Raw genomic sequence first — 13,176 nt, 5'->3', positions numbered from 1 at the left:
CGGGCCGGTTGGCCGTTTGCCGGACCCCATATGCTTGCCAAACGCATCATCCCCTGTCTGGACGTGACCGCCGGTCGCGTCGTCAAAGGCGTCAACTTCCTGGGTCTGCGCGACGCCGGCGACCCGGTGGAAATCGCCCGCCGCTATAACGAGCAGGGCGCGGACGAACTGACCTTTCTCGATATCACCGCCAGCTCGGACCAGCGCGACATCATTCTGCACGTGATCGAATCGGTGGCGGAGCAGGTGTTCATTCCGCTGACCGTGGGCGGCGGCGTGCGGGAAGTGGCGGACATCCGCCGCCTGCTCAGCGCCGGCGCGGACAAGGTCAGCATCAATACCGCGGCGGTGACCCGGCCGCAGCTGGTGAGCGAGGCGGCCGATCGCTTCGGCAGCCAGTGCGTCGTCGTGGCGGTGGACGCCAAGGCGGTGACGCCGGAGAACGACCGCTGGGAGGTGTTCACCCACGGCGGCCGCACGCGCACCGGCATCGACGCGGTGGCGTGGGCGCGTCAGATGCAGCAACTGGGGGCGGGCGAAATCCTGCTGACCAGTATGGACCGCGACGGCACCAAGATAGGCTTCAATCTGGAGCTGACGCGCGCGGTGTCGGAAGCGGTGGACATTCCGGTGATCGCCTCCGGCGGCGTGGGCACGCTGCAGCACCTGGTGGACGGGGTCAAACTGGGCAAGGCCGACGCGGTGCTGGCCGCCAGTATTTTCCATTTCGGCGAGCACACGGTGGCGGAGGCCAAGCAGGCGATGCGGGACGCCGGCATCGAAGTGCGGCTGTGAGCGCTTTCCGATCGACACTCTTGCCGGCGTCTTAATTTGAGGCGAAGCGGGCGCCGCGCTGAATCATTTGCTGCGCCGCCACTCATAGCCAAGGCGCGCGGCCTTCTAAAGGTGAGCCATGAATTGGTTGGATGAAGTCAAATGGGACGACAAGGGCCTGGTCGCCGCCATCGCCCAGGACGCCGCCAGCGGCCGGGTGCTGATGGTGGCGTGGATGAATCGCGACAGCCTGGCCCTGACCGCCGAAACCGGCGTCGCCCATTACTGGAGCCGCTCGCGCGGCAAGCTGTGGAAGAAGGGCGAGGATTCCGGCCACCTGCAAAGCGTCAAGGAGTTGCGGCTGGACTGCGACGGCGACGTGGTGGTGATGCAGATCGAGCAGGCCGGCGGCATCGCCTGCCATACCGGCCGCGAAAGCTGCTTCTACCGCCGCTTCGATCCGGCGCGGCAAGATTGGGAAGTGGTGGACGCGGTCTTGAAGGACCCGGGCGCCATCTACGGCAAGGCCTGACTTGCGCGCGGTCAACGCCTTGCGGCGGCTGGCCGTTAGAATGGCAGCCGGCAAGGCGATTGTTATCGTTTTGCCATCGGAACGACATATACTTGCCGGGGTTGCGGCGTAAAGGAATAGCGACATGAGCCAGGATGTGCTGAAAACCATCGCGGACACGCTGGAAGCGCGGCGCGAGGCCAGTTCCCAGTCTTCCTATGTGGCGTCCCTGTTTCACAAGGGCGAGGACGCCATTCTGAAGAAAGTGGCGGAGGAGGCGGCGGAAACGCTGATGGCCTCCAAGGACAAGGACAAGCTGCATCTGGTGCGCGAAGTGGCCGACCTGTGGTTCCACAGCATGGTGTTGCTGACCTATCATGGCCTGCGGCCCGAGGACGTGCTGATGGAGTTGAAGCGGCGCGAGGGTATTTCCGGCCTGGATGAAAAGGCCTCCCGCGCCCCCACCCCTTAAGATTGAGCGAGAGCCGACAATAATGACAGACTGCATCTTCTGCAAAATCGTGGCCGGGCAGATTCCGGCCAATAAAATCTACGAAGACGACGATGTGCTGGCCTTCCACGACATCCGTCCGATCGCTCCCGTGCATTTCATGCTGATTCCCAAGCTGCACGTGGATTCGCTGGCCCATTGCGGCCCCGAGCACGAGGCGGTGCTGGGCAAGATGCTGACCCTGGCGCCCAAGCTGGCGCGCGAGCAGGGCCTGGAGGGCGGCTTCAAGACCGGCATCAACACCGGCCGCGGCGGCGGGCAGGAAGTGTTCCACCTGCACGTGCATGTGTTCGGCCACAAGAATAACTGATCGGCCCGCGGGCCCGAAGCGGGAGGCCGGGCGGCCTCCGCGTACTAATTCGATTTGATAAGGAAGTGAATCATGGGTTCTTTCAGCATCTGGCACTGGCTGGTGGTATTGCTGATCGTGGTGCTGGTGTTCGGCACCAAGAAACTGCGCAATATCGGTGAAGATCTGGGCGGCGCGGTCAAAGGCTTCAAGGAAGGCATGAACGGCGAGAACGACAAGGCCGCCAAGGACAAGCCGGCTGAAACCGGCCGCATCATCGACGGCGACGCCGACAAGAAATAAGGCGCGGCTCAAGCGTGTTTGAAATCAGCTTTGGCGAAATCCTGTTGATAGGCGTGGTGGCCCTGGTGGTCTTGGGGCCGGAGCGCCTGCCCACGGTGGCGCGCACCCTGGGCGCGCTGGTGGGCCGCGCCCAGCGTTTCGTGGCCACGGTGAAGTCCGACATCCAGCAGCAGGCCAATCTGACCGGCCTGAACGAATTGCGGCAGGACATCGAGGACGCGGCGCAGTCGTTCAAAGGCCAGCTCGACTCCGAAGTGCGGGGCGTGCGCGAGGCGATGGAGCAGAACAGCGCCGAACTGCGTTCCCTGGCGGACGAGGCGCGCGCGCCGGTGGAAGAGGCGGCCAATCTCATCCACGGCGGCCTGCAGCCGGATCTGCTGGACCCGCTTCCGGCCGACGTCGAGGCGCAGGCCGAGGCGGCGCCGGTCAAGGACGAGAACCAGCTGGACCTGTTCGACGACTTGCCGCCGGCGGCGCCGGCTCCCCAGCCGGCCGATCCGCCATCGCCGCGTTGAGCTTGGCCGCACCCGGCCGGGCGGGACTGGCGCCCGCTCCGGCCGTTCCTGAATCCATTGGACATCCCGCGCATGAATGAACAACCCTTGCTCGCGCATCTGATCGAGTTGCGCACCCGTCTGGTACGGGCGCTGCTCGGCGTCGCGCTGGTGTTTCTCGGCCTGTTCCATTGGTCCGGGGACATCTACCATCTGCTGGCCAAGCCGCTGCTGGACGCGTTGCCTAAGGGGGCGAACATGATCGCCACCGACGTCACCGCGCCGTTCTTCGTACCGGTCAAGGTGACCATGCTGGTGGCCTTCCTGATCTCGCTGCCCAATACCCTGTACCAGATCTGGGCCTTTGTCGCGCCCGGGCTCTACCACCATGAGAAACGGCTGGTGCTGCCCCTGGTGGTGGCCAGCCTGTTGCTGTTCCTCACCGGCATGGCTTTCGCCTACTTCCTGGTCTTCCCCGTGGTGTTCGGCTTCATGTCGGCGGTGACGCCGGTCGGGGTCAGCATGATGACCGACATCGATAAATACCTGTCCTTCGTGCTCGGCATGTTCATGGCCTTCGGCGTCACCTTCGAGGTGCCGGTGGTGGTGATCCTGCTGGTGCGCATGGGCGTGGTGTCGGTGGAAAAACTGCGCCAGGGCCGGCCTTACGTGATCGTCGGCGCCTTCGTGGTGGCCGCCGTCGTCACGCCGCCGGACGTGCTGTCGCAAACCCTGCTGGCGGTGCCGCTGTGGCTGTTGTACGAGGCGGGCATTCTGTTGGCGGTGTTCCTGGGCCGCAAGAAGGAGCGCCCTTTGCTGGAGGATGGTTCATGAATCGAAACGCCTGGCATTACGGCGCGTCGGCGTCGCTGATCGCCCTGATCCTGCTGTGCCTGGCCTGGGAGCTGTGGCTGGCGCCGCTGCGTCCGGGCGGCTCGCTGCTGGCGCTCAAGGCGGCGGTGCTGCTGCTGCCGCTGCGCGGCATCCTGGCCCAGCGCCTGTACACCTATCAATGGGCCAGCATGTTCATCCTGGCTTATTTCACCGAGGGCGTGATGCGCGGTTGGGCGGATCGCGGCCTGTCGCAACAACTTGCATGGGGCGAAATCTTCTTAAGCGGACTATTCTTCGTCTGTGTATTGGGCTTTGCCAGAACCTTCAAGTTGTCGCGTCAGCCGCAGTAGACCTCGCGCGCAGCCAAAAGGAAGCCGTCAGCTCATGCTGACGGCTTTTTTTGCGTCCGCCGCGCATGCCGGGCGCAGAGTGTGAAACTTGCCGGAGTCATGCGGTGAAAACCGTGAACGGCTTGGTTTACCATCGCGGCGAAACCGCGGACTTGAATCGGCGGGAATCCAAAAAAAACATAGTTTGGTTGGGGAGTGTGTAAATGCGGAATATGACGATTGCGGCCCGGATCACCCTGGGTTTCGCCTTGTTGCTGGTGGCGCTGGCGGTGACCAGCTTGCTGGCCTTCATGGGGTTGGGCAGCATTTCCAGCCGGGTGGAGGATGTCAGCACTCATGAACTGGCCTTTTACCGCGACGTGGTGGAGTTGCAGCAGCATATGGGCAATCTGCGGCGTTTCGAGAAGGACTATTTCATCAATCTGGGCGACGCCGCCAAGCGGAGCGAGTACAGCGGGAAATGGAGCAAGACGCTGGACGGCGCGCACGCGGCGATCAAGAGCGCCGGCACCCATCCGCTGAACGGCGACGCCGCCCAGCAGCTGACGACGCTGGACGGACTGCTCAACAGCTACGCCGACGGCTTCAAGACGGTGGGCGCCAAGGTGGACAAGCAGGAACTGGCCAGCACCAGCGACGCCAACAAGGCGTTTGGCCAGTACAAGGGCAGCATCCACCAGATGGAAGAGGTCTCGGCCAAACTGGCCAAGGGCGCTTCCGACGCGGTGGCGGGGCTGCGCGGCCAGATCGACGCCTCCGCGGACGCGGTGCGCAGCCAGTTGCTGGCCACGGTGGCGGTCGGCCTGCTGGCCAGCCTGGTGGTGTCCTGGTACATCATCCGCTCCATCCGCGTGCCCTTGCTGCAGATGCGGGATTCCGCGCAGCAACTGGCGCAAACCTGCGATCTGAACCTGGAACTGCCGGACTTCGGCCGCAATGAGCTGGGCAGCGTCGGCGAATCGCTGGCCTCGCTGGTCGGCACCGTGCGCCGGCTGGTGCAGGAAGCCCAGGGCCACGCCACGCAACTGGCCAGCGCCTCGGGCCAGATGGCGGACGTCAGCTCCCAGGTGTCCGGCGCCGCGGCCAATCAGGCGGAATCCGCCGCCAGCGGCGCGGCGGCGATCGAGCAGATGTCGGTCAGCATCAATCTGGTGGCGGACAATACCCGCGACGTGGAGGGCCAGGCGCGCCAGACCATGGCGCAGGCGGATCGCGGCAACGGCCTGGCGGAAAAAGCCGCCAGCGAGATCCAGCTGATCGCCAGCGGCATTACCGAAACCTCCACGGTGATGGGGCAGCTCAATCAGCGTTCCAGCGATATCGGCGACATCGTGCGGGTGATCCGCGATATCGCCGAGCAGACCAATCTCTTGGCGCTGAACGCGGCGATCGAGGCGGCGCGGGCCGGGGAGATGGGCCGCGGTTTCGCGGTGGTGGCGGACGAGGTGCGCAAGCTGGCCGAGCGCACCAGCCAGGCCACCACCGAGATTTCCACCCATATCGAAGGGGTGCAGACCGATACCCAGCGCGCCTACCAGAGCATGCAGCAGGCCAACGCCCGCATCGAGAGCGGCGTCAGCAGCACCTCCAGCGTGGCCGAGTCGCTGCGTGAAATCCATCAGCTGTCCCAGCACTCGGTGGAACGCATCACCGACATCGCCAACGCGATCAAGGAGCAAAGCCACGCCAGCCAGCTGGTGGCGGGCAATGTGGAGCAGATGGCGCAGATGAACGAGAGCACCGCCAAGGCCTCCGGCCAGGCCAGCCAGCTATCGCAGGAACTGCAGCAGTTGTCGGTGGATTTGGACTCCAATCTCAGGCGCTTCCGCACCTGAGGGAAGGGGCTTCATCTCAGCCGGCGATGCCCAGCGCCTCCAGGCTATTGCGGTACAAGGCCTGGCGCAGCGCCGTCTCCGGCAGGCCGCGCAGCTCGGCCAGCTGCGCGCTGAAGGCGGCCAGATGGGCCGGCTCGTTGGGCCGGTCCTGGGCGAACTCGGGGCGGATGTCCGGCGCGTCGGTTTCCAGCACCAGGCCGGACAGCGGCAGCGTGGCCGCCAGCCGGCGGATGCGCTGGGAGCCGGAGTAGGTCATCGCGCCGCCGAAGCCCAGCTTCATGCCCTGGCGCAGCATCGCGTCCGCTTGCTGCGGGCTGCCGTTGAAGGCGTGGGCGATGCCCCGCTCGACGCGCTGCTCGCGCAGATGCTTGAGCACGCGGTCCACTGATCGGCGCACGTGCAGCACCACCGGCAGCGCGTATTTGCGCGCCAGCTTCAGCTGTTCGACGAACAAGGCCTCCTGCCGCGCCGGATCCAGCTCCGGCAGATAGAAGTCCAGGCCTATCTCTCCCACCGCCTCCGGCCGCTGTTCGCGCAGCGCGCGCTCCAGCTGCTCCAGATGCTCGTCCAGATGCCGTTCCAGATAGATGGGATGCAGGCCGAAGCCTATCCAGCAGCCGTGATCGCGGCGCATGGCGGCGGCCGCGTCGAAGGTGTCGGCGCGCACCGCCGGCACCAGGATCTGGCCGACGCCGGCGGCGCGCGCGCGCTCCAGCACGGCGGACAGCATCGGCGCCAATTCCGGCGCGTCCAGATGGCAGTGGGTGTCGATCAGCGCGCCGGGCGCGGGCAGGGCGGGGAAACGGTGCATGGCGGATTCGTCGTTCGCTCAGCCGGCTTCCGGCTGCAATTGCTGCAGCAAGTATAGCCGTTGGTAGATGCCGCCCTCGGTCATCAAGGCCTCGTGATTGCCGGTTTCGGCGATCTGGCCGTGGTTGAGCACGATGATGCGGTCGGCGTCGCGGATGGTGGACAGCCGGTGGGCGATGGAGATCAGGGTGATCTGGCCGCGCAGCTGTTCCAGCGCTCCTTGCACCAGTTGTTCGGTTTCGCTGTCGATGTGGGAGGTGGCCTCGTCCAGCAGCAGGATGCGCGGCTTGCCCGCCAGCGCGCGGGCGATGGCGATCAGCTGCTTCTGGCCGCTGGACAGCCGCGAGCCGCTCTCGCCCATATCGGTGTCGTAGCCCTGCTCCAGGGCCAGGATCAGATCGTGCGCGCCGGCCGCGCGCGCGGCGTCCTCGATCTGCTGCTGCGTCAACGGCCGGCCCATGGCGATATTGTCGCGCGCGCTGGCGGCCAGCAGAAAGGGCTCCTGCGGCACCAGGCCGACGCCGTCGCGGAAGGCGGCGTCGTCGAAGGCGGCCAGCGGCTGCTCGTCGATCAAGATCTCGCCGCCTTGCGGCGCGTAGAAGCGCAGCAGCAGCGACAGCAGCGTGGATTTGCCGCTGCCGGTGTGGCCGACGATGCCGATGAAGCCGCCGGCCGGAATCTCCAGCGAAAGATCGGGCAATACCGGCCGCTCAGGCTGATAGCCGAAGCTCACCCGGCGGAAGCTGACCGCGCCCCGCTCGATGCGGCCCTGGCCGTGGCCGGCCGCCGCCGCCGGCTCCTGCAGCAGCGCGTCCACCCGCGCCGCCGCCACCACCGCCTGCTGCAGCTGGCTGAACTGCATGGTGATCTGGATCAGCGGATCCACCATGCGGCCGATATAGCTGATGAAGGCGTAGAGCACGCCGATCTGCAGCGCGCCCAGCGGCCGCTGGCTGAAGCTGTAGATCACCCCGGCCAGCAACAGCACTTTCAGCAGGTCCAGCGCCGGACGCAGTAGCCAGGCGTTGGCGCTCAACTCCGCGATCCGCGCCCGGTAGTAATTGTGGTTGGCCTGATCGAAACGCGCGGCGAAGCGGCCGGTGGCGTTGGCGGCCTGCAACACGCTCATGCCGGAGATGGATTCGGCCATCTGGGCGTTGATGTCGCTGCGCAGCGCGCGGGCGCGCGTCACCGACGGCGCGCTCCAGCGCTGGTAGAGCCAGACGATGGCCAGCATCGCCGGCAGCAGCAGCGCCGCCAGCAGCATCAGCCGCCAGTCCAGCCAGGCCATCGCCGCCATCACCCCGATGACCACGATGCTGCTGTCCAGCATCACGAACAGCACCTGCACGTACAAGGCCTTCACCGATTCGGTGTCGTTGGTGACGCGGCTGACCAGTTGGCCGGTGATCGCCTTGTCGAAAAAGGCCATCGGCAGCCGGATCACGTGGCGGTAAACCTGTTCGCGAAGTCTCTGCACCGAGCGCATCGCCACGCCGGACAGGCGCACCAGCTGCAGATAGCGCAGGCTGGACGCGGCGTAGCCGGCCATCAGACAGGCGAGCAGCAGCAGGCCCATTTCCAGCCATTGCGGCGCGCGCGGCAGCAGATAGCGGTCGATGAACACCTTGCCCAGCAGCGGCGACAGCGCCTCCATCAGCGCGGCGGCGATCAGCCACAGCGTGCCCCACAGCACATGGCGCTTTTCCGGCGCGGCGGAGTGACGCAGCAGGGCCACTGCCCGGCTGCGGTTGATCGCGGATTGATCAGATTTCATCCAGGCTGGCCTCCAGTTGTTGATAGCGCCACTGGCTGGCGTACCAGCCGTTCAATTGCAGCAGCGCCTCGTGGCTGCCGGCTTCGGCGATGCCGCCGTGCTGCAGCACGACGATGTGGTCGGCGTCCGCCACCGCGGACAGCCGGTGGCTGGCGATGATCACGCTGCGGCCGCGGCGCGCTTCGCGCAGATGTTGCAGAATCTGGGTTTCGGTCTGGGTGTCCACCGCGGACAAGGCGTCGTCCAGCAGCAGCAGCGGCGCGTCCGCCAGCAAGGCGCGGGCGATGGCCAGCCGTTGGCGCTGGCCGCCGGACAAGGCCACGCCTTTTTCGCCCACCGGGGTGGCGTAGCCCTGGGCCAGGCGCAGGATGTCCTCGTGCACCGCCGCCAGCCGCGCCACGCGTTCGATCTCGCGTTCGGCGGCGTCCGGGCGCGTCAGCGCGATATTGTCGGCCACCGAGGCGGAGAACAGAAAGGACTCCTGCGGCACCCAGCTGATCGCCGCGCGCAAGGCGTCCATCTTGTATTCCTCCAGCGGCACGCCGTTCCAGCTGACGCTGCCGGCCGGCAGCGGGTACTGGCGCAGCAGCAGGCGCAGCAGCGTGGATTTGCCGCTGCCGGTGGGGCCGACGATGCCCAGGGTCTGGCCGCGGCCCAGGCGCAGATCGATCGCGCGCAAGGCCGGCGCGCTTTGCCCCGGATAAGTGAAGTTCAGGTCGCGCCAGCGCAGTTCGCCGGCCGGCTCCGTGGCGTTGACGCCGCTGTCGTCCACGGACTCGGGCGCGCTCAGCACCGGCTCCAGCCGGTTCCAGCCGGCGCGGCCGCGTTCCAGCAGCGACAGCACCCAGCCGGCGGCGAACATCGGCCAGATCAGCTGGCCCAGATACATGCTGAAGCTGGTCAGCGCGCCTATGGTCAGCTGTTGCTGCCACACCAGATAGCCGCCGATGCCCAGCGTGGCCGCCGCCGCGGTGCTCAGGGTCAGCCCCACCACCGGTTCGAACGCCGCCTCCCAGCGTTGCGCCTCCAGGCTGTTGTCGGCGGCGGAGGCGGCCAGGCCGGCCAGCTCGCGGCTATTGCGTTCCTCCAGGCCCAGGGTGCGCAGCGTGCGCACTCCGCTCAGCGTTTCCTGCACGTGGTCGTTGAGCCGGCTGAAGCTTTGCAGCGAGCCGGCCCAGGCCTGGTGCACGCGGCGGGTGATGCGCCAGAAGGCGAAGGCCATCAGCGGGAAGGGCAGCAGTGCGGCGGCGGCCAGCCGCCAGTCTATGCCCAAGGTCATCATCGCCAGCACCATCACCAGGGTCAGGCTGCCGTCGAAGCCGGCCAGCATCGCCTCGCCGGCGGCCATTTCCACCGCGTCGATATCGTTGGTGGCGCGCGCCATCAGATCGCCGGTGCGCTGGTGATGGTAGAAGCCCGGCCCCTGGCGGCTCAGCCGCTGATACAGCCGGGTGCGCAATTCCACGCCCAGTTGGTAGGCGGCGGCGAAGAGCTGCAGCCGCCAGCCGGCGCGCAGCAGATAGATCACCACGCCGAAGAGCAGCAGCCAGCCCAGCTCGCGCATGAGTTGCGGGGCGCCGAGCTGGCCCTTGGCCAGCAGGTCGACGATTTCTCCGATCTGGCGCGGAATCAGCACGGTGAGCACCGCCACGGCGGCCAGCATCAGCGCCGCGCGCAGATAGTAAGGCCAATGACGGAGGACGAAGTCGCGCAGCAGCGCGGACAGGCTGGCGCCGGGGGCGAGAGCGGACGGGCGTGACATGGCGGGGGCGGATTATCCGGATTGGGTGCGAGCCGAATATTCTATGCCGAATCCGATCGCGGTGTCAGAACCGCTTCAAGCCCGTATCGCGCGAAGCGCGGCGGATCCTGAAGCGGCTCTCGGGCGGGCCCTCGTATGACGGTCTAGCCCTGTTGCGCCGCCGGCTTGGGCCGCGGCTTGCGCACGGTGTGGAATAGCACGACCAGCAGCAGCAGGAAGGGCAGGCCGAAGACCAGGGTCAGCCGGAACACCTCGGTGAAGGCGGTGGTGATCATGATCGCCAGCATCAACACCAGGCCGGCCAGCGTGGTGTAGGGAAACAGGCGCATCTTGAACGGCAGATCCAGGCCGCCGGCCTGATCGTGATGGCGGCGGAAACGCAGATGGGTGTAGAAAATCATCAGCCAGGTGAACAGCGCGCCGAACATCGACAGCGCGATCATCAGCGTGAACGCCTGTTGCGGAAACAAGACGTACAGCACCGCCGCCAGCGCGATGCCGCTGGTGGACAGCAGGAGCGCGTTGACCGGGATGCCGCGCTGGTTCAGCTTGCCCAGCCCGATCGGTGCGTCGCCGGCGCGGGACAGGCTGAACATCATGCGGGTGGTGATGTAGAGCTGGCTGTTCATCGCCGACAGCGCGGCCACCACCACCACGAAGTTGAGAATGCCGGCGGCGTAGGGGATGTTCAGCACCTGCATCACGGTGACGAAGGGGCTGTTGCCGGCGCCGATCCGGCCCCAGGGCACGATGGCGATGATCAGGCTCAAGGACAGCAGATAGAACACCACCAGCCGCGCGATGGTGGCGCGGAACGCCTGGCGCACAGCCTGTTCCGGGTTTTCCGCCTCGCCGGCGGCCACCGCGATCATCTCCACGCTCAGATAACTGAAGATGGAGATCACCACCGCCACCCACATGCCCCAGACCCCGTTGGGGAAGAAGCCGCCGTCGGCGCTGAAGTTGCGCGCGCCGTAAGCGGGGTTGCCGCTGCCCCACACCACATAGCAGCCCATCAGGATGAAGGCGACGATGGCGAAGATCTTGATGGTGGAGAACCAGTACTCCACCGTGCCGAAGGCCTTGACGCTGGTGGCGTTGACGCCGATCAGCGCGCTGGAGAACAGCAGAATCCAGATCCAGGGCGGGGTGTCGGGAAACCAGTAGCGCATGTATTCGGCCACGGCGGTGATTTCGGTGCCCACCGCCAGCACCACGCAGGCCCAATAGCTGTAGCGCACCAGGAAGCCGGCCAGCGGGCTGACGTAGTGCTCGGCGTAGGCGCCGAAGGAGCCGGAAGTGGCGTGCGCCACCGTCATCTCCGCCAGGCAGCCCATCAGCAACAGGGTGATCAGGCCGCCTATGGCGTAACTGAGCACCACGCTGGGGCCGGCGAAGCCGATGGCGAACTTGCTGCCTAGGAACAGACCGGTGCCGATGGCGCCGCCGATGGCGATCATGCTCATCTGCCCGGCGCTGAGCCGGCGCTGCAGGCCCTGTTCCCTATCCTTGATGTCCTGGAAACTGCTCATGATGTTCTCCTCTGTCTATGCAGCGCGGTCTGGCGGGATCTGACGTCCCTTGCGCTGTAGAGCCGCCGGCCGCGTAGCTATCGCGGGCGGCGGCTCTGTGGAGGCGAGGCGGCAGGGGCCGTCGCGCCGTTCTGGGCTCAGGTCACCGCGCCGCGGCGGTGGAACTCCGGTTTATCCCAGCTGCCGCTGTCCAGAATCTCGCGCAGGATTTCCACCGAGTCCCAGATGTCGGCATGGCTCAGGTAGAGCGGAGTGATGCCGAAGCGCAGCACTTCCGGCTCGCGGTAATCGCCGATGACGCCGTTGGCGATCAAGGCCTGCATCACCGCGAAGCCTTGCGGATGGCGGAAGCTGACGTGGCTGCCGCGGCGCGCGTGCTCGCGCGGGGTGATTAGGGTCAGCGGGTGGCCGCCGCAGCGCTGTTCCACCAGCTCGATGAAGAGATCGGTCAGCGCCAGCGATTTGGCGCGCAGCTGCTGGGCATCCACCTGGCGCGCCACGTCCAGACCGCATTCCACCAAGGCCAGCGACACGATGGGCTGGGTGCCGCACAGGAAGCGGCGTATGCCCTGGGCCGGCGCGTAGTCGGCCGCCATCTCGAAGGGCTTGGCGTGGCCCCACCAGCCGGACAAGGGCTGCCAGAAAGCGTTCTGATGGCGCGGGGCCACCCAGATGAAGGCGGGCGAGCCCGGTCCGCCGTTCAGGTATTTGTAGGTGCAGCCCACGGCGAAATCGGCGTCCGCGCCGTTCAGGTCCACTTGCAGCGCGCCGGCCGAGTGCGCCAGGTCCCAGATCGCCAGCGCGCCGCGCTGATGGGCGCTGCGGGTGACCGCGGCCATATCGTACAAATAACCGGTGCGGTAATTGACGTGGGACAGCAGCAGCACCGCCACGTCCTCGTCCAGCGCCTGTTCCAGTGGCAGCGCCTCGTCGATCAGACGCAATTCATAGCCCTGCTGCAGGAATTCGATCATGCCCTGGATCATGTAGAGATCGGTGGGGAAGTTGTCGCGCTCGGACAGGATCACCTTGCGTTGCGGATGCGCTTGCCGCTGGATGCGCAGGGCCGCCGCCAGCGCCTTGAACAGATTCAGCGAGGTGGTGTCGGTGACCACGGTTTCGCCGGGGCCGGCGCCCAAGAGCGGCGCCAGCTTGTCGCCCAGACGCGTCGGCATGTCGAACCAGCCGGCGGTGTTCCAGCTGCGGATCAGATCATGGCCCCATTCGCCGGTGATCACCTGCCGGCTGCGCTCCAGCGCGCCCTTGGGCAGCACGCCCAGTGAGTTGCCGTCCAGATAGAAAGTGTTGGCCGGCAGATCGAACCGCTGGCGGAAGCCGGCCAGCGGGTCTTGCTGATCGGCGATGAGACAAGCTTCGCGAGTGTGTTTCATGGC

General features: G+C 66.5%; 14 protein-coding genes. 9 read left to right on the top strand and 5 right to left on the bottom strand.

The features are described 5' to 3' along the window. Positions 1-30: 30 nt before the first annotated feature. From hisF to DB032_RS19835, 9 genes are all read left to right on the top strand, one after another. Positions 31-795, top strand: coding sequence for an imidazole glycerol phosphate synthase subunit HisF (gene hisF / locus DB032_RS19875; protein WP_019103912.1), 765 nt, complete (start codon positions 31-33; stop codon positions 793-795). 118 nt (positions 796-913) lie between these two features. Continuing rightward, positions 914-1,306, top strand: coding sequence for a phosphoribosyl-AMP cyclohydrolase (hisI, locus tag DB032_RS19870; protein WP_107800983.1), 393 nt, complete (start codon positions 914-916; stop codon positions 1,304-1,306). 124 nt (positions 1,307-1,430) lie between these two features. Beyond that, positions 1,431-1,757 carry a phosphoribosyl-ATP diphosphatase gene (locus tag DB032_RS19865; protein WP_043589545.1) on the top strand — a complete coding sequence of 109 codons (327 nt, stop codon included), beginning with the start codon at positions 1,431-1,433 and terminating at the stop codon, positions 1,755-1,757. Between the two features lie 22 nt (positions 1,758-1,779). Then, complete coding sequence (locus DB032_RS19860) at positions 1,780-2,106, top strand: histidine triad nucleotide-binding protein (protein WP_107800982.1); 327 nt, start codon at positions 1,780-1,782, stop codon at positions 2,104-2,106. A gap of 72 nt (positions 2,107-2,178) precedes the next feature. Then, entirely contained in the window at positions 2,179-2,388 is a 210-nt protein-coding gene (gene tatA / locus DB032_RS19855) for a Sec-independent protein translocase subunit TatA (protein ID WP_043589548.1), read from the top strand. Positions 2,389-2,402: 14 nt separating this feature from the next. Next, entirely contained in the window at positions 2,403-2,903 is a 501-nt protein-coding gene (gene tatB / locus DB032_RS19850; protein WP_107800981.1) for a Sec-independent protein translocase protein TatB, read from the top strand. Positions 2,904-2,975: 72 nt separating this feature from the next. Further along, positions 2,976-3,716, top strand: a complete 741-nt coding sequence (tatC, locus tag DB032_RS19845; protein WP_107802034.1) for a twin-arginine translocase subunit TatC — start codon at positions 2,976-2,978, stop codon at positions 3,714-3,716. Beyond that, positions 3,713-4,066, top strand: coding sequence for a DUF2069 domain-containing protein (locus tag DB032_RS19840; protein ID WP_107800980.1), 354 nt, complete (start codon positions 3,713-3,715; stop codon positions 4,064-4,066). Before tatC ends, DB032_RS19840 begins: the two co-directional genes overlap by 4 nt. Before the next feature lie 203 nt (positions 4,067-4,269). Further along, positions 4,270-5,901, top strand: coding sequence for a methyl-accepting chemotaxis protein (locus DB032_RS19835; RefSeq protein WP_107800979.1), 1,632 nt, complete (start codon positions 4,270-4,272; stop codon positions 5,899-5,901). 16 nt (positions 5,902-5,917) lie between these two features. Here DB032_RS19835 and DB032_RS19830 read toward each other — a convergent pair whose 3' ends face one another. The 5 genes from DB032_RS19830 to kynU form a co-directional block, all read right to left on the bottom strand. Further along, entirely contained in the window at positions 5,918-6,712 is a 795-nt protein-coding gene (locus tag DB032_RS19830) for a TatD family hydrolase (RefSeq protein WP_107800978.1), read from the bottom strand. Between the two features lie 18 nt (positions 6,713-6,730). Next, positions 6,731-8,488, bottom strand: coding sequence for an ABC transporter ATP-binding protein (locus DB032_RS19825; RefSeq protein ID WP_107800977.1), 1,758 nt, complete (start codon positions 8,486-8,488; stop codon positions 6,731-6,733). Beyond that, positions 8,478-10,250, bottom strand: coding sequence for an ABC transporter transmembrane domain-containing protein (locus DB032_RS19820; RefSeq protein WP_107800976.1), 1,773 nt, complete (start codon positions 10,248-10,250; stop codon positions 8,478-8,480). The genes DB032_RS19825 and DB032_RS19820 overlap by 11 nt, the downstream gene beginning before the upstream one ends. Positions 10,251-10,393: 143 nt before the next feature. Further along, positions 10,394-11,782, bottom strand: coding sequence for an amino acid permease (locus DB032_RS19815; protein ID WP_227105538.1), 1,389 nt, complete (start codon positions 11,780-11,782; stop codon positions 10,394-10,396). A gap of 137 nt (positions 11,783-11,919) precedes the next feature. Next, positions 11,920-13,173, bottom strand: coding sequence for a kynureninase (gene kynU / locus DB032_RS19810; RefSeq protein ID WP_107800974.1), 1,254 nt, complete (start codon positions 13,171-13,173; stop codon positions 11,920-11,922). Positions 13,174-13,176 lie beyond the last annotated feature (3 nt).

Origin of the sequence: Chromobacterium sp. Panama (assembly GCF_003052555.1) — a bacterium.
Lineage (GTDB): Bacteria > Pseudomonadota > Gammaproteobacteria > Burkholderiales > Chromobacteriaceae > Chromobacterium.
This window is presented reverse-complemented; position numbering and strand designations above follow the sequence as displayed.

What these genes read in the sequence shown, in the direction of transcription:
- DB032_RS19865 (WP_043589545.1), top strand. Translation starts at nt 1,431, where the DNA reads ATGAGCCAGGATGTGCTGAAAACCATCGCGGACACGCTGGAAGCGCGG.
- DB032_RS19840 (WP_107800980.1), top strand. Translation starts at nt 3,713, where the DNA reads ATGAATCGAAACGCCTGGCATTACGGCGCGTCGGCGTCGCTGATCGCC.
- DB032_RS19830 (WP_107800978.1), bottom strand. Translation starts at nt 6,712, where the DNA reads ATGCACCGTTTCCCCGCCCTGCCCGCGCCCGGCGCGCTGATCGACACC.
- tatC (WP_107802034.1), top strand. Translation starts at nt 2,976, where the DNA reads ATGAATGAACAACCCTTGCTCGCGCATCTGATCGAGTTGCGCACCCGT.
- DB032_RS19860 (WP_107800982.1), top strand. Translation starts at nt 1,780, where the DNA reads ATGACAGACTGCATCTTCTGCAAAATCGTGGCCGGGCAGATTCCGGCC.
- hisF (WP_019103912.1), top strand. Translation starts at nt 31, where the DNA reads ATGCTTGCCAAACGCATCATCCCCTGTCTGGACGTGACCGCCGGTCGC.
- DB032_RS19820 (WP_107800976.1), bottom strand. Translation starts at nt 10,250, where the DNA reads ATGTCACGCCCGTCCGCTCTCGCCCCCGGCGCCAGCCTGTCCGCGCTG.
- DB032_RS19815 (WP_227105538.1), bottom strand. Translation starts at nt 11,782, where the DNA reads ATGAGCAGTTTCCAGGACATCAAGGATAGGGAACAGGGCCTGCAGCGC.
- tatA (WP_043589548.1), top strand. Translation starts at nt 2,179, where the DNA reads ATGGGTTCTTTCAGCATCTGGCACTGGCTGGTGGTATTGCTGATCGTG.
- kynU (WP_107800974.1), bottom strand. Translation starts at nt 13,173, where the DNA reads ATGAAACACACTCGCGAAGCTTGTCTCATCGCCGATCAGCAAGACCCG.
- hisI (WP_107800983.1), top strand. Translation starts at nt 914, where the DNA reads ATGAATTGGTTGGATGAAGTCAAATGGGACGACAAGGGCCTGGTCGCC.
- DB032_RS19835 (WP_107800979.1), top strand. Translation starts at nt 4,270, where the DNA reads ATGCGGAATATGACGATTGCGGCCCGGATCACCCTGGGTTTCGCCTTG.
- DB032_RS19825 (WP_107800977.1), bottom strand. Translation starts at nt 8,488, where the DNA reads ATGAAATCTGATCAATCCGCGATCAACCGCAGCCGGGCAGTGGCCCTG.